At 41.0% G+C, this 16,508-nt stretch carries 15 protein-coding genes; 10 read left to right on the top strand and 5 right to left on the bottom strand.

The window, feature by feature from the left end; translation table 11 throughout:
- The first annotated feature begins 98 nt into the window (after positions 1-98).
- The 3 genes from PSU78_RS10285 to PSU78_RS10275 all read left to right on the top strand — a co-directional run bounded on the left by PSU78_RS10285 (position 99) and on the right by PSU78_RS10275 (position 4,113).
- Positions 99-710 carry a hypothetical protein gene (locus PSU78_RS10285; protein ID WP_300387656.1) on the top strand — a complete coding sequence of 204 codons (612 nt, stop codon included), beginning with the start codon at positions 99-101 and terminating at the stop codon, positions 708-710.
- A 537-nt stretch (positions 711-1,247) separates the two neighbouring features.
- Positions 1,248-1,823, top strand: a complete 576-nt coding sequence (gene dcd / locus PSU78_RS10280) for a dCTP deaminase (protein WP_013147810.1) — start codon at positions 1,248-1,250, stop codon at positions 1,821-1,823.
- A 49-nt stretch (positions 1,824-1,872) separates the two neighbouring features.
- Complete coding sequence (locus tag PSU78_RS10275; RefSeq protein ID WP_300387654.1) at positions 1,873-4,113, top strand: arginine/lysine/ornithine decarboxylase; 2,241 nt, start codon at positions 1,873-1,875, stop codon at positions 4,111-4,113.
- Positions 4,114-4,198: 85 nt separating this feature from the next.
- Here the strand turns inward: PSU78_RS10275 and PSU78_RS10270 are convergent, their stop codons facing one another.
- On the bottom strand, positions 4,199-4,681 hold the full coding sequence (locus PSU78_RS10270; RefSeq protein WP_300387652.1) for a dihydrofolate reductase: 483 nt from the start codon (positions 4,679-4,681) through the stop codon (positions 4,199-4,201).
- Between the two features lie 48 nt (positions 4,682-4,729).
- Here PSU78_RS10270 and PSU78_RS10265 point away from each other — a divergent pair, with 48 nt between their 5' ends.
- The 6 genes from PSU78_RS10265 (at position 4,730) to PSU78_RS10240 (ending at position 10,883) form a co-directional block, all read left to right on the top strand.
- Complete coding sequence (locus PSU78_RS10265; RefSeq protein ID WP_300387650.1) at positions 4,730-6,163, top strand: HAMP domain-containing sensor histidine kinase; 1,434 nt, start codon at positions 4,730-4,732, stop codon at positions 6,161-6,163.
- Positions 6,160-6,768, top strand: coding sequence for a hypothetical protein (locus PSU78_RS10260; RefSeq protein ID WP_300387648.1), 609 nt, complete (start codon positions 6,160-6,162; stop codon positions 6,766-6,768). Before PSU78_RS10265 ends, PSU78_RS10260 begins: the two co-directional genes overlap by 4 nt.
- A gap of 13 nt (positions 6,769-6,781) precedes the next feature.
- Positions 6,782-8,152: a sigma 54-interacting transcriptional regulator gene (locus tag PSU78_RS10255; protein ID WP_300387646.1), complete on the top strand. Its 1,371-nt coding sequence runs from the start codon at positions 6,782-6,784 to the stop codon at positions 8,150-8,152.
- A gap of 214 nt (positions 8,153-8,366) precedes the next feature.
- The gene (locus PSU78_RS10250; protein ID WP_300387644.1) at positions 8,367-8,756 is read left to right on the top strand and encodes an EF-hand domain-containing protein; all 390 of its coding nucleotides are present in this window, start codon (positions 8,367-8,369) and stop codon (positions 8,754-8,756) included.
- Positions 8,757-9,029: 273 nt separating this feature from the next.
- Positions 9,030-9,326, top strand: coding sequence for a lipopolysaccharide assembly protein LapA domain-containing protein (locus tag PSU78_RS10245; RefSeq protein ID WP_300387642.1), 297 nt, complete (start codon positions 9,030-9,032; stop codon positions 9,324-9,326).
- A gap of 192 nt (positions 9,327-9,518) precedes the next feature.
- Entirely contained in the window at positions 9,519-10,883 is a 1,365-nt protein-coding gene (locus PSU78_RS10240; RefSeq protein ID WP_300387640.1) for a TIGR00341 family protein, read from the top strand.
- Between the two features lie 46 nt (positions 10,884-10,929).
- Here the strand turns inward: PSU78_RS10240 and PSU78_RS10235 are convergent, their stop codons facing one another.
- From PSU78_RS10235 to PSU78_RS10220, 4 genes are all read right to left on the bottom strand, one after another.
- Complete coding sequence (locus PSU78_RS10235) at positions 10,930-11,781, bottom strand: thymidylate synthase (RefSeq protein ID WP_300387638.1); 852 nt, start codon at positions 11,779-11,781, stop codon at positions 10,930-10,932.
- 149 nt (positions 11,782-11,930) lie between these two features.
- On the bottom strand, positions 11,931-13,358 hold the full coding sequence (thrC, locus tag PSU78_RS10230) for a threonine synthase (protein WP_300387636.1): 1,428 nt from the start codon (positions 13,356-13,358) through the stop codon (positions 11,931-11,933).
- Between the two features lie 58 nt (positions 13,359-13,416).
- Positions 13,417-14,730 carry a homoserine dehydrogenase gene (locus tag PSU78_RS10225; RefSeq protein WP_300387634.1) on the bottom strand — a complete coding sequence of 438 codons (1,314 nt, stop codon included), beginning with the start codon at positions 14,728-14,730 and terminating at the stop codon, positions 13,417-13,419.
- The gene (locus PSU78_RS10220; protein WP_300387632.1) at positions 14,727-16,025 is read right to left on the bottom strand and encodes a pyridoxal phosphate-dependent aminotransferase; all 1,299 of its coding nucleotides are present in this window, start codon (positions 16,023-16,025) and stop codon (positions 14,727-14,729) included. The genes PSU78_RS10225 and PSU78_RS10220 overlap by 4 nt, the downstream gene beginning before the upstream one ends.
- A 100-nt stretch (positions 16,026-16,125) precedes the next feature.
- On the opposite strand from PSU78_RS10220, the gene PSU78_RS10215 reads away from it, so the two are divergent.
- The gene (locus tag PSU78_RS10215) at positions 16,126-16,494 is read left to right on the top strand and encodes an Mth938-like domain-containing protein (RefSeq protein ID WP_300387630.1); all 369 of its coding nucleotides are present in this window, start codon (positions 16,126-16,128) and stop codon (positions 16,492-16,494) included.
- Positions 16,495-16,508 lie beyond the last annotated feature (14 nt).

Genomic DNA, 16,508 nt, shown 5'->3' with positions numbered 1-16,508 from the left:
TGAAATATAGCAGAGTTAGTCCACTCAGACTCATGCATTGATTTGTACGGGAGTGTCATTTATTTAATACTTAAAAACATTTTTAAAAGGGGCATAGTTTGGAAAATTTTACATGGCAACATAAAAAAATTGAATTTTCGAAGCAAACTGGTGAAGTGTTTAGTAATCATAAATTCAGTGAAACACATGTAAGTTCAAGTGGCGGCGGGGGATATGTTGATGCTCAATATGGTGGAAATGTAGCTGCGGCAAGCGTGCATTCAACAGTGACCACTGTTCACGAGTTTTGGATTAAAGATGAGGCGGGTAAGCAGCATGCGATTAATCTGCGCGGCAAAGATATTCCGTTAGCAGTTGGTCAAAAAGTGACGTTGGTTTTAGCAGGGTTTGTAGGTAAAGACAGATATTACGCATCATTGTTTAACCACGACGCAGAAAGACACTGGCAAATTCTCGGTGGAGCAGAGTTGATTAATCTTTTGTTTTTCCCAGAACAATCTGTGATGAAATTTCTTATAAAAGCTTGTATAGCGATAGCAATTTATATATTAATGCTTAATTTTACGAGTGGTTATGTGACTGTAGCCATTCACATTGGGCTAATTTGTTACTGTGTAAATTGGTACAGAAATAAATCTAAAAAAGCGAAAGAACTCGATGCACATTTAGAAAAAATAGCTAAAGAAATAGCACAAGTTAATCACGCATAAGTATATGCTCACTCAGCCAAGTAGGGTGGGCAGATTCTGCTCACGCGTTGACGCCAACTTCATTCCACAGCGTGTGGCAAACGAGTTGCCCATCCTACAAAAAGCCATGTAAGGATTAAATCAATGTGGTCTATGATTTTATAAATGAATGTGGACTCCATTGATTGGAAGTTCCCGGTATCCAATTCAAGGATTTTTAAACACCAAAACCACCCCCCCATATTAGCTCCGAGCGGAAAAATACCTCTGGAAGCCGCTCAGAATAAGGCTCGCAGGCTGATTAAATAATATGCAGCTTATTTTGCCTATTTTTTAAGCAGTTTTAATGCGTTTAAGTTTGTTGTACGCTAACAAAACTTACCAGCTTAAACGGTTGTTTCATGCATCCAATATAGCGTTGAGTGCGGTTTGATTCCATTCAAATATTGAGCGAATTGATTCAATTTTATCCGCGTTATTTCACACAAAATAACACAATGCACTTTATAATGCCCAACTAAAGTTGATTGGGTAATTTTATTTTTTTTGAGTATAACTATGAGCATAAAATCAGATAAATGGATACGCCGCATGGCGGAGCAACATGGCATGATAGAGCCGTTCGAGCCAAATCAAGTCAAACAGAATGCCAATGGCGAGCGTATGGTGTCATACGGCACTTCAAGCTACGGTTACGATATTCGCTGCAGCAAAGAGTTTAAGCTGTTCACTAACATCAACAGCACCATTGTTGACCCAAAAAACTTTGATCCAAATTCATTTGTTGAAGTGAATGCTGATTACTGCATCATTCCGCCAAATTCATTTGCGCTAGCACGTACCGTAGAGTACTTCCGCATTCCACGTAATGTACTCACGATTTGCCTGGGCAAATCAACCTACGCACGCTGCGGCATTATCGTTAACGTCACACCATTTGAGCCAGAGTGGGAAGGCTATGTCACATTAGAGTTCAGCAACACCACACCGCTACCAGCCAAAATCTACGCAAATGAAGGCTGTGCGCAAGTCTTGTTTTTTGAAGCTGATGAAGATGATGTGTGCGAAACTAGCTACAAAGATCGTGGCGGCAAATACCAAGGTCAAGTTGGCGTGACCTTGCCTAAGATTTAATACTTGTAGTATTCAATACCTGTAAGATTTAATTAAGGATTTCTATTTAATGAAATTTCGTTTCCCCGTTGTCATTATCGACGAAGATTTTCGCTCAGAAAACTCATCTGGTTTAGGCATACGCATGCTTGCCAAAGCCATCGAAACTGAAGGTTTTGAAGTGCTTGGCGTCACTAGTTATGGCGACCTCACCTCTTTTGTACAGCAACAAAGTCGTGCGTCAGCATTCATCCTGTCGATTGATGATAATGAATTCATTGAAGGAAATCGTGATGCGCTCGATAACTTACGAAAATTCGTAGACGAAATTCGCTACCGCAATGAAGAAATTCCTATTTTCTTGCACGGTGAAACACGCACGTCACGCCATATTCCAAATGAAATTTTGCGCGAACTTAACGGCTTCATTCACATGTATGAAGATACACCTGAGTTCGTTGCTCGCTATATTCTGCGTGAGGCTAAAGCTTATTTAGATAGCTTACCACCGCCATTCTTTAAAGCGCTGACCGAGTATGCAGCTGATGGCTCATACTCTTGGCACTGCCCAGGTCACTCTGGTGGTGTGGCATTTTTGAAATCCCCTGTCGGGCAAATGTTTCACCAGTTCTTTGGTGAGAATATGCTCCGCGCAGACGTTTGTAATGCGGTGGATGAACTAGGTCAATTACTTGACCACACAGGTCCAGTGGCGGCTTCTGAAAAAAATGCTGCACGCATTTACAACTGCGACCATTTGTACTTTGTGACTAACGGCACTTCAACCTCTAACAAAATGGTGTGGAACTCCACTGTTGCGCCAGGTGACGTTGTGGTTGTAGATCGTAACTGTCATAAATCTATACTGCACGCCATAATTATGACGGGCGCAATTCCCGTATTTTTAATGCCAACACGTAATCACTTTGGCATTATTGGACCGATTCCAAAAAGCGAGTTTGAATGGGAAAACATTCAAAAGAAAATCGACCGCAATCCGTTCATCATTGATAAAACCTCTAAACCACGTGTGTTAACCATTACACAATCTACTTATGACGGCGTTTTGTATAACGTAGAAGAAATTAAAGACATGTTAGATGGCAAAATCGATACGCTACATTTTGATGAAGCTTGGCTTCCACACGCCACTTTCCATGATTTCTATGGTGACTACCACGCAATCGGCGAAGGTCGCCCACGTTGCAAAGAAAGCATGGTATTTTCAACGCAATCTACGCATAAATTACTCGCTGGCTTAAGCCAAGCAAGCCAAATTTTGGTACAAGATGCAGAAAACAATAAACTAGACCGCGACATCTTCAACGAAGCTTATTTGATGCACACATCAACTAGCCCACAATACTCTATCGTGGCAAGTATTGATGTGGCAGCCGCCATGATGGAAGCGCCAGGCGGCACAGCGTTGGTCGAAGAAAGCTTGATGGAAGCGCTTGATTTCCGTCGCGCAATGCGCAAGGTCGACGAAGAATGGGGTACTGACTGGTGGTTTAAAGTTTGGGGTCCTGATGATTTGTCAGAAGAAGGTTTAGAAGAGCGTGATGCTTGGATGCTTAAAGCCAATGATGCTTGGCATGACTTTGGCAATCTTGCGCCAGGCTTCAATATGCTTGATCCTATCAAAGCTACTATTATTACTCCCGGCTTAGATATCAAAGGTAACTTCTCAGATAAGTTCGGCATTCCTGCCGCCATTGTGACCAAATACTTGGCTGAACATGGTGTGATTGTTGAGAAGACTGGACTTTATTCATTCTTCATCATGTTTACCATTGGCATTACCAAAGGTCGCTGGAATACCATGGTTGCCTCTTTACAGCAATTTAAAGATGACTATGACAAGAACCAACCGCTATGGAAAGTATTGCCTGAGTTCATACAAAAACAGCCACGATATGAAAAAATTGGTCTACGCGACTTATGTGAACAAATCCATGCTGTGTATAAAGCAAATGATGTTGCGCGCTTGACTACTGAGATGTATCTATCTGACATGGTACCAGCGATGAAGCCAACCGACGCATTCGCAAAAATGGCGCACCGTAAAATGGATCGTGTGCCGATTGATGATTTAGAAGGTCGCATTACCGCTGTGTTGTTAACGCCCTATCCACCTGGCATTCCGCTACTTATTCCAGGTGAGCGCTTTAACAAAGTGATTGTGAATTACCTTAAATTCGCGCGTGAATTTAATGAAAAATTCCCAGGTTTTGAAGCTGATAATCATGGCTTAGTAAAGCAGGTTGTAGATGGTAAAGCGACTTACTTTGTAGATTGCGTAGAGCAGTAAATATAGGTCAATAATAAAGTTCAACAAATATGGCTCAAAAAGTCTAGAGCTAAGTAAGGCACAGCGTATCAACACTGTGCCTTATTTACTTTCGGATGTAAGTAATATAGCTAAACGGTAAATATTGCGCCGAAATATGCAGCTCGCGCGAGGTTTCTTGCCATAAATTTAAATCAAATTCAGGGAAAAATGCATCCCCATCAACAGTTAAATCCACCTCAGTAATATAGAGTTTATCCGCTAGCTTTAAGGCATCTTGATACAACTCCGCACCACCAATCAAAAATACTTCATCATCGTTTTGGCATAAAGTGACTGCAGCTTCTAATGAATGAGCAATGAGCGCACCTTCTAATTGGTAACTTTTATTACGCGTGACTATGACCGTAGTACGCCCAGGCAGCAAGCGCCCTAGCGACTCGTAAGTTTTACGCCCCATGATGATGTGATGCCCAGTAGTTAAGGCGCGGAAGCGCTTTAAATCCTCTGGCAGGTGCCATGGCAAGGTGTTATTAATACCGATGACTTGGTTATTGGCGATAGCCACGATGATAGAAAGTTGAGTCATAGCTCTATTATACTAGATGTTTTGAAGGAAACCTTTTAGACTAGAAACATGCGATTTCAGTACCCAAGCTCATTTTTAAAGCTGTTATTAGTAGGCTTTGCCTTCGCAATTGTGCCATTGTTATGGGTATTCGCGAATGCCAATATTGCTTTTGATCACCTAGCAAAGCAAAGTCAAATTACTATTTCAAACGCGGTTATCACCACGCGCTCTGGACGCGTCTTACAAGAACAACTAAGCTTAATGGAACGTAGTAGTAAGCAGTATTTTGTACTTCAAGACAATGTTCTATTCAATAACTATAATCAAGCCCACATTAAGTTTGATGACGCCATTTCTCAGCTTGAAGCTTTGGCTAATAGCCCATCTCAGCATAAAAATCTACAGTTATTGAGCGCAAAAACGTCTCAATTACATCAATCCATTCTAGGCAGCAAGTCAACCAATAGTGCAGATTTAGGCTTTTTAAATAGCTTTAGTCAAATCACACAATTGGTAGAATCCATTGTGCAGGAAAACAATTTGGCAATAGATGCTGCATCCAGCCAACTGACGCTCACCGTACAACACACCCAAAAAAAACTGTTTATGCAAAGCTTAGTACTTATCCCACTTGCATTATTAGTGGCTGGTGCAATTACTTACTTACTCGCTAGACCTATTAAGCGCATGGATGCGGCCATTAGGCATCTAGGTAAAGGAGAATATGACCAACCCATTGCCATTGATGGGCCCGGTGATCTGCGCCTTCTCGGACAGCGCTTAGATTGGTTGCGAACCGAACTTAAAGAAGTAGATGAGCAAAAACAGCAGTTTTTAAGGCACGTATCGCACGAACTTAAAACACCACTTACCGCAATAAGAGAGGCCACTGAATTATTATACGATGGCATTGGTGGCACGCTGTCAGCGCAGCAGTCTGAGATTACTTTGATTCTGCGAGAAAACAGCATCCGCTTGCAGAGAATGATAGAAAATTTGCTTAATTACACGCGCATGGAATCAATTGAAGCCAAATTAACATTAGAGAAATTAGACTTGTCTGTAGTCATTAATAAAGTGATTCATGCCCATGCGCTCAGTATCAGAAATAAAGAGCTGTCAATAGAAACTAACTACAATGTTAAGACTGTTATTGCCGATGAAGAAAAATTGACCATTATTTTAGACAATCTTATTTCAAACGCTGTAAAGTACACCCCGCAACAAGGCTTAATTTCAGTGCAGACAAGATTTGAAAAAGAAACTTGGATGATTGATGTCAAAGATAATGGCCCAGGCCTGGCAGAGCTTGATCCAGCGCAACTATTCGACCCGTTTTATCGGGGTAACACATTGCATAAAAGCTTGATCGGTAGCAGTGGTTTAGGGCTTACCATCGCAAAAGATTTAGTGAATGCGCATCAGGGCATCATCAAACTTGCCGAGTCAAGTCAAGGCGCGCATTTTATTATTAGCATTCCTAAATTGGAGATTAAATGAGCATCAAAGTATTCATCAGTTTAAGTGTTTTAGTACTATCGCTAGGCGCATGCGTAAGTGTGACGAATAAACCCTCAGATAAAGAACCTAGCGCGACTAAAGTGTTAGAGATTAAAAAAATAGAAACGGCCGCTTCAAAACAAGACCGCGTGAATAGTTTATTGCTTTTTATTGACCGTTTTTCAAACGATACTTTGGATGCGCAACGAAAATCATTCAATGAAGCGAATCGTGCGCTTGTAGAAAATAAGTTAGATCTAACAGAGCGCATCAAACTTGCCATTATGCTTTCATTACCGAGCAGTCGTCTACGTGACACAGCAAAGGCTCAAATCCTTCTGCAAGACTTACTTCAAGGGAACAGCCTAAATACCACAGAGTCTGCATTAACAAGTTTGTTTTATGAGTACGTATTTGACGATATTAAGCAATCTCAAAAAAATAAAGATGACTTGAAAAAGCTCGATTTGAATCAACAAAAGTTAGAAGCTTTACAACAAAAATATGATGCTTTAGATAAAAAACTAAATGATTTAAAGAATATTGAAAAAACGATTAGTGATCGTGATAGCAAAGCGATTAGCAAGCCTGTGATTAAACCGTAAGCACTACAAGACTATGCAAACTCCAAACATTCTAATCGTTGACGATGACAAAGACATACTCAAGCTCATTAGCATGCGTTTGAAGGCTGCTGGTTATGCGACAGTTGCCGCAAACAACGGTGCTGAGGCCATGTCGGCCATCATGCTACAGCGGCCTGATTTGGTGATTAGCGACTTACGCATGCCCGCAATGGATGGCATGGCATTGCTGGACGCCATTCAACAATCTCACCCTAGCCTGCCCGTTATCATGTTAACAGCGCATGGCTCTATACCAGATGCCGTTAATGCAACTCAGCGTGGTGTATTTAGTTTTTTAACTAAGCCTTTTGATAGCCAAGCGCTATTGCAACAAGTCGCGTCTGCACTGCGTTTGAATGGCACGCAGACTCATACCGCCTCAAATGAAGATGATAGTTGGCGTGCGGATATTCTAACGCGCAGCTCAACAATGGAAAGCCTGCTTGGCCAAGCCAAGCTCGTTGCTAATACCGATGCTAGCGTGTTTATTCATGGAGAAAGTGGCTCTGGGAAAGAGTTGCTGGCACGTGCAATTCATCGCTACAGCGCACGAAGCGCAAGACCTTTTGTGGCAATTAATTGTGGCGCCATTCCAGAAAATCTACTTGAATCAGAGTTATTTGGTCATAACAAAGGCGCCTTTACTGGCGCTATCAATAACCATGTCGGTCTTTTTCAAAGTGCTGAAGGCGGTACATTATTCTTAGATGAGATTGGCGACATGCCTCAAGCCTTGCAGGTTAAAGTCTTGCGCGCATTGCAAGAGCGCGTAATACGCCCCGTAGGCAGCACGACTAATATAGACATAGATTTACGCTTAATTTCAGCGACGCACCGCAACTTAGTCAATGAGATGAAGGAAGGTCGCTTTCGTGAAGACTTGTTTTATCGCATCAATGTGGTTAGCTTAGAAATTCCATCCTTGGCTAATCGTCGTGAAGATGTTAGTCTTTTAGCGAATCATTTTCTGCAAGTGTTTAGTCTGAAATACAAGAAGAAATTACATAGCTTTGCACCAGATGCCATAGAAACACTGATTACAGCGCCTTGGCCAGGCAATGTAAGACAACTACAAAATATTGTTGAGCAAACCGTAGTGCTTGCGACTACCCAAGTCATTCCAGTCAATTTAGTACAAAAAGCATTACAAGAAGGCAGCAACTCAGTGGTTCCGCTGGATGTTGCTCGCCAGCAATTTGAATTTAATTATCTGATTAATATACTTAAAACAACAGAAGGTAATGTGACCCAAGCTGCAAGACTTGCTCAACGAAACCGTACTGAATTTTACAGATTATTAGAGCGTCACAATATTCAAGCACGTACATTCAAGAACGCTAGCCAAGACGAATCCTCCGATTAAGTAATATGTCGCTTAAACGCGACATAAAAACTTAAACCATTTCAATCAGTTACCTAAATCACTCCCTATGCGTCGTGCATAGGCGACATATTATTTTTTATACAAATTCACAAAAATTCATAAGCAATTGATTTTATTGAAAAATAAAAGTTGGCACGATAATCGCTAATATAATAGGGCAAGATCTTTTTAATTAGCATTAGGAGCAATATCCATGAAATTAAATACAAATTCTATCATTCGCCCTATTTCAGCAAGTGTAGTTGCCTTGTTATTGATGGCAGGACTTAATAATTTAGCATTGGCTGATAACGCAGCTGCGTTAAAAGACTCGATTAAAACTGCAGAAGTTAAAGTTGTAGATATGAAGGAACCTAGTACGTCTGCAAAGGCGCCTTCAAATGATGACTTTAACAAATTAGATGCCAATAAAGATGGAAATATATCTCTAAAAGAGGCTGTAAAAGATAAAGCGTTAGCGACTCAATTTGATGCAGCAGATATAAATCATGATGGCATGCTATCAGCTGATGAGTTTACGAGCTACAAAACTGCGTCTGCTGCCAAAACTACAGAGGCTGCTCCAGCAACAACTACGAACTAGATCGTTATTTCTAATTCTTGAGAAAGAGCTTCAGTATTAAGTAAGTGTTTGAGCACTTGTAACTCACTCCCCCTAGAGTTACAAGTTTTAATGGGTGCCCTATCTTTTAGGGCACCCTTTTTTTTCTCGTAACAATTCTAGCTAAACTCCCCCTAGTTATTTATTAAAATTATTTGTTAAAGTTTAGAATTCTGAAAATTAGGCTGCAAAGCACCCAGCTGTTTGTGGTGCTATAATCAAAATAGCTTCGGGAAACTTTGAGATAGTAAATTTATGCGTAACATTATATTAACTATACTTACAGTATTAGCTACAATATTTACATTCCAGAATATGCATCCTGTTGAGTTAATCTTCATCACGTGGTCTGTTCAGACGGTTTCTGCCCTAGCCATCATCATCTCGTTAATATTAGGCATACTCATTGGTGCACTACTTGTATTACCAACTGTTTTACGCAGCAAACGTGCCACTAAGCAGTCCAAAAAATATGCCTCAGACCTAGAAAATACCATGAAACAGCAGCCAACACATATAGAGAAATCAACTACAGACTTTCCTAAGCTTTAGATTTTTGATGGGTATTAGTAAAATACTGCATGAGTTGCTTCATAAAGCGCTATCAGCAACATGGTTCACGATGGGAGCACTCCAATCAACTTGACTCGAGTGTATGGACTTCACCCGTTTCGATAGACATATCATAATGTCAAAATTGGAATGGAGAGTTAATAACTTACGCATTACTTAAATAAGGTTTTTATGTCAGACGCAAACTTAACAACATCGCTATTCAAGCGTTATATGACTGCCACAAGACATCGTTTTAGCTTAATTGAAGATAAGGCTGATGATGAGCAAATTGATACGAGTATCCGAGCTGGTGTCGAGCTTAGAGGCACTAACTTATGGGTATTAATATTTGCAATTTTTGTTGCATCTATTGGTTTAAATGTTAACTCAACAGCAGTTATTATTGGCGCCATGCTCATTTCACCACTCATGGGGCCCATTATGGGTGTCGGTTATGGCGCAGGTATATATGACACTCAGCTCATCAGAAAATCATTTAGAAATCTTGGTATTGCTACTCTGATTAGCTTACTGGTTTCAACACTTTACTTTCTATTAACGCCTCTGTCTGATGCGCAGTCAGAGCTATTAGCAAGAACCACACCTACTATTTGGGATGTACTGATTGCTCTTTTTGGTGGGCTTGCAGGCATAATTGGTGCCACTAGAGCTGAAAAAACCAACATTATCCCTGGTGTTGCTATTGCAACAGCCTTGATGCCGCCACTATGTACTGCCGGTTATGGTTTGGCAAATGGGAATTGGAATTTCTTCTTTGGTGCGTTCTATTTATACTCTATCAACTGCGTATTTATTGCCTTTGCTGCTGTGCTGATTATTTGGGTTCTTAATCCTACACGCAAGTCATTTGTTAATCAAAATACTGAAATACGTGTTCGCCGTGCGCTTAGTGCGATAGTTTTGTTGACGATGTTACCAAGCGTCTACCTTGCGGTCAAATTAGTAAAACAAGAGGTATTTAGTTCAAAAGCTAGGGAGTTTATTAGCAAAGAATTAACATTTAAAGATGCCCATCTCACAGAGCGCAATATTGACGCGACAAAAAAACAAATAGAAGTGACATTAATTGGTGATTTAATTAGCAAAAAAGAACTAAACGGCGTTGAGGCTCGAATGGAGAGTTACGGCCTTTCTGGTGCCTCACTCATCGTTCACCAATCGAAAGACAATACGGTTGATATTACCGCCTTAAAATCTAATATCGTGAGCGAGTTATACAAAGATAACCTCTACAGCTTAGAAGAAAAAAATAAAACCATTCAGAATTTGCAATCCGAATTACAAAAAACTTCTGCAAACAGAGCTGAATGGAAAAACATGGCAGCTGAATTACATGCGCAATATCCGCAGATTAGAGAAGTCTTATTTTCTGACGCAGTGCAGTGGAAAGCTGGCAGCTCTGATCTCAAGGACAACCTAATCGTATTAAACGCAACGGCATCCAGTAAAATAAGTAATAGTGAGCGCTATAGAATTACTGAGTGGCTAAAGGTTAGAACTAAATCGGAGAATGTTAAGCTGATTATTGATTAGAGAGTCAAGGAAACAGACTTATTCTGAGACTATTTGAAACTAAGCATTAGACAGAAAATGGATACGAAATTGGTTCATGATACTCATAACCTTCAATTTCAAAATCGTCTACTGTAACCCATGTTTCCAAATCTTCTAGCGTCTTAATATCTGGATTAATAATTAACTTGGGCGATTGAAAAGGCTCGCGTTTGAGTTGCACATCCCTCATCAAATCGAGTTGATCTTCATAAATATGTGCATTTACTATCTTATGATAGGCTTTACCTGCTTTATGCCCAGTAATTTGAGCCATAATTGCCAATAAAAAGTAAACTTGGACCATATTGAAGTTTAGCCCCAGCGGAACATCGCAGCTTCTTTGAGTACTATTTAAGTACAAAGTATCACCAAGTAACGAAAAGTGATGGCTATACATACAAGGACGTAGACATCCCATATGGAAGGCACCAGGATGATAGAAAGTGTAGATTTCTCCACGATCATCAACGCCATCACGTAGATCTTGGTAAATTTTTCTTAATAAATCTACACTACCACCATCTGGCTTTGGAAAGTTTCTACCAATTTTACCGTAAATAAAACCACAATCATCCTCCCCTTTTCTATGAGGATTTGAAAGCCAAGCATTATTTTGATTTGCGTTGGCATCCCAAGTACGAGTACCAATTTTTCTAAAGTCTGCAGCGTTGTCGTAGCCTCGAATATAGCCAATCATTTCAGCGATTGCTGACTTGAAATAACTTTTCCTTGTGGTCACAAGCGGGAACTCTCCGTGTTCAACATCGTAAGTTAAGTCAGCGTTAATGATAGTTAGGCAACGCTTACCAGTTCTTTCATTTTCAATCCAAACGCCTTCACTAATGATTCGTTCGCAGAGTGCTAGGTATTGTTTCATTTTTAAATCCGTTGATAATTTCGGTATTGATAAAAGTGAGTACTCAATCAATACACACTATGCTACAGCGACTAAATTCTTTGGCGAAACTTTTCACAGACTTCTTCGGATAGACCAAATTAAAATTTTCCCTGCAATCAATATTCACTTTAAGTGTTTTTCACAATAAAATCTTTAATGGCTGCATCACTTGCATCCATCACGATAAATTTCTGTGGCAAACTTTCTATACCTTGCAAGCTGGCAGGACGCTCAGGCGCTTTGCCTAAAGCTTCTATAATAGAATCTTCAAACTTAGCTGGCAATGCAGTTTCTAGCACCACCATAGGCACGTTTACATCACGAAGCTCTAAAGCTACCTTGATACCATCTGCGGTGTGCGTGTCAACAATCACTTGGTATTTATCAGCGGTTTCACGAATAGTTTTCATGCGGTCTGCATGCGAGCTACTACCCGACTGAAATCCATAATCTGCAATTTTGGCAAAATAGCCATCTGCATTTAAATCGAAACTACTACCTGAATCAACTTTACTCCAAAGTGCACGCGTTTTTGTGCCATCACGTCCAACTAAGTCATAAACAAAACGCTCAAAGTTAGAGGCCTTGCTGATATCCATTGACGGACTAGAAGTATGGTAAGTATTGGCTGAGCCACGTGGGCTGTAAACACCAGTTTTAAAAAACTCATCTAACACGTCGTTTTCATTCGTTGCTACGACTAGCTTATCAATCGGCAAACCCATCATGCGGGCAATATGGCCAGCACACACATTACCAAAATTGCCGCTTGGCACAGCAAAGCTGACTTTTTGTGCATTATTACTTGTCACGGCAAAGTAACCTTTAAAGTAATAAACCACTTGCGCAATAATGCGGCCCCAGTTAATTGAATTCACTGCGCCAATTTTGTATTGTGCTTTAAACTCAGCGTCATTTGAAACCGCTTTTACCATATCCTGGCAATCATCAAACACACCATTCACGGCGATGTTGTAGATGTTATCGTCTTGTAAACTAAACATTTGTGCAGATTGAAAACGACTCATTTTTTTATGGGGCGAAAGCATGAATACACGTATGCCTTTTTTACCGCGCATCGCATATTCCGCCGCAGAGCCAGTATCGCCAGAAGTTGCCCCTAAAATATTAGTGGTTTTACCTGTTTTGGTAAGTACATATTCGAACAGATTCCCTAGCAACTGCATCGCCATGTCTTTGAATGCTAAGGTAGGGCCATTTGAAAGACTCAGTAGATACAAATTATCTTCGAGCTTCACTGTTGGCGTAATATCTGCCGCATTTTGCCCTGCGCGGGTATATGCATAAACATCTGCACGATAAGTTTTATCAATAATCGCTTTTAAATCAGCTGCTGGAATATCATCAACCAAACGACTTAAAATGGCGAATGCCAAGTCTGCATAACTCAAGCCACGCATGGCGGTTAAGTCAGCATCAGTAAATTGCGGATAGCTTTCTGGCAGGTAGAGACCACCATCTGGCGCTAGGCCACCTAATAGAATTTCGCTAAAACTTAAAGTAGGCGACTGCCCACGAGTAGAGATATATTTCATTATTCACTAACCTAATTTACTTAACTATAGTTACTTGCATGTAGCTACTTATTGATAGTTACTTGCCTAATTCTTCCATACGCAATTTAACCACTTTGCCTACAATTGCGGGTAAAGCTTCAATTTCAGCGATACCTGCATCCATATTCTTTTCTACGGTGATATGCGTCAAAATCACAATATCGGCTTCAGTTTCATTGTCATCTGGCTCTTTTTGCAACATCGCATCAATTGAAATATTGCGATCTGCCAATATTTTCGTCACACCAGCTAAAACGCCTGGCTTGTCAGAAACACGCAAGCGCAAGTAGTAAGCACTATTCACTTCACTAATAGGTAGAATCGGCAAATCATTAAGCTGACCAGCTTGAAAGCCTAGATATGGCACCCGTTGCTCAACACTTGCGCTGCTTAAACGTGCAACATCCATTAAATCTGCCACCACTGAACTAGCCGTTGGCTCAGCGCCAGCGCCAGCACCGTAATAGAGAGTTGGACCGACTGCATCGCCCTTCACAACTACGGCGTTCATAGCACCGTTTACATTAGCCACCAAACGCTTCTCTGGGATTAAAGTCGGGTGTACACGCAACTCAACACCAGCTTCAGTACACTTAGTAATTCCAAGCAATTTCACTCTGTAGCCTAGCTCTTCAGCATACTTAATATCGGTTTGTTGAAGCTTAGTGATGCCTTCTGTATAAGCTTGCTCAAACTTCATTGGCATGCCAAATGCAATCGCAGACATAATCGTTAACTTATGCGCAGCATCAATGCCTTCCACATCAAAAGTAGGGTCAGCTTCTGCATAACCTAAACGTTGCGCTTCGCCTAATACATCAGCAAACGCCAAGCCTTTTTCACGCATTTCAGTGAGGATAAAATTAGTAGTGCCGTTAATAATGCCCGCCACCCATTCAATTTTGTTTGCACCTAAACCTTCACGCAAGGCTTTGATGATGGGTATGCCGCCAGCAACTGCCGCTTCATAAGCCACAATCACGCCTTTGGATTGCGCAGCAGAAAAAATCTCATTACCATGCGTGGCTAACAAAGCTTTGTTAGCAGTCACAACATGTTTGCCATTTTCAATGGCTTTAAGCACAAGCTCTTTGCTTAAGGTGTAGCCGCCAATTAGCTCAACCACAACATCTACATTAGGATTATTCACCACCGCAAAAGCGTCATTGGTAATATCAAGCTTGCCACCTGTTATCGCTGTAGCATGATCGAGATTTCTATCCGCCACTTGCACAACGTTAATCGCCACACCAGTACGACGGGTAATTTCCTCTGCATTACGTGTTAAAACTGTATAAGTACCACCACCTACAGTGCCGATGCCCAAAAGGCCTACATTAAGTTGCTTCAAACTTTAGCTCCATGCTTTTTTCTATAATTTTCTAAAAATCTTGCGATGCGATGAATCGCTTCGGTTAAATCGTCCACATTAGGTAAAAACACCACGCGGAAATGATCAGGTGTACGCCAGTTAAAGCCAGTACCCTGAACAAGTAATACCTTTTCTTCTAGCAATAAATCCAGAATGAATTGCTGATCGTCTTTTATCGGATAGATTGTTGGGTCTAACTTTGGAAACAAATACATTGCCGCCGCAGGTTTGGTACACGTCACACCAGGAATTGCAGTTAACAACTCATAAGCTGTGTCACGCTGCTTGCATAAGCGACCTTCTGGTGCGACTAAATCATCAATACTTTGATAGCCACCTAATGCAGTTTGAATGGCCAACTGACCTGGTACGTTGGCACACAAACGCATAGAGGCCAACATGTTTAGGCCTTCAATATAATCCTTAGCATGTTTTTTTTCACCGCTTAATATCATCCACCCTGCACGATAACCACATGCACGATAGTTTTTTGATAAACCGTTAAAGGTCACAAACAACACATCATCTGCCAATGAAGCAATTGATGTGTGCGTATTACCATCAAACAACACTTTGTCGTAAATTTCATCAGCAAAAATCACCAAGCCATGATGACGTGCAATTTCAATAATGCCTTCTAAGGTTTCACGCGGATACAAAGCGCCAGTTGGGTTGTTTGGATTAATCACCACAATGCCGCGTGTATTTGCGGTGATTTTCGCTTCCATATCCTTCAAATCTGGCAACCAGCCAGTTTCTTCATCACACAAGTAATGACGTGCTGTACCGCCCGCCAAAGTGACTGCAGCTGTCCAAAGAGGATAATCTGGCATTGGCACTAACACTTGATCACCATTGTTAAGCAGGCCTTGCATTGCTATGACAATCAGCTCAGAAACACCGTTACCGATAATGATGTCATCCACTGTTACACCAGCAATATGCTTACTTTGCGTGTAATGCATAATGGACTTACGCGGCTCAAACAAACCTTTGCTATCAGTATAAACACCCGCTTTGCTCATGTTGCGCATCACGTCTTGCATCATCTCTTCAGGCACATCCAAGCCGAACACGCCTGGATTACCAATATTCAGCTTGATAATGCGCTGACCTTCGTCTTCCATTTGACGAGCGCGCTGCAGCACGGGCCCACGAATGTCGTAACATACGTTAGCAAGCTTATTAGATTTGGCTAGCTCTTTCTGCTGACCTGGATTGATAGGCTGAACAATATCTTGTTGTGTTGCAGAGCTTGATTGAATTGGCTGCATAGCGCGCTTATTTTTGCTTTAAAAGCACAATAGTTAAAGGCGTTAGTTTACATTAGAATGGCAGTATCTATCAATTAAACCCGGCAATGAAACACTCACCATGAAACTACATTTAACCACAGCTGAAAATAACAATTTGATTACTGGGTATAGCGAAAGTTATATCGAAGTGAATAAGCGGCGTCACACTGGAAGTTTAATTGTCATGCCGCAAGAGCTTATTCTTGATTGGAATGTAAAAAGCTTTCCTGATTTATCAGAACAACATTTGTCAAAAATTGCTGAATTTAATTCAGAAGTGGTGCTGTTGGGAGTAGGAGAGAAGCACCAGTTTTTACATCCTAAGACCTATCAAGCCCTTGCTGCCAAAGGTATTCCGATTGAGTGTATGACCACTGCGGCAGCTTGTAGAACCTATAACATTTTGATGAGTGAAGGCCGCAATGTACTGGCGGCCCTGATTTTATAAGGTGTACTCTACAG

This window comes from Methylotenera sp. (genome assembly GCF_029945705.1).
Taxonomy (GTDB): Bacteria; Pseudomonadota; Gammaproteobacteria; order Burkholderiales; family Methylophilaceae; genus Methylotenera.
This window is presented reverse-complemented; position numbering and strand designations above follow the sequence as displayed.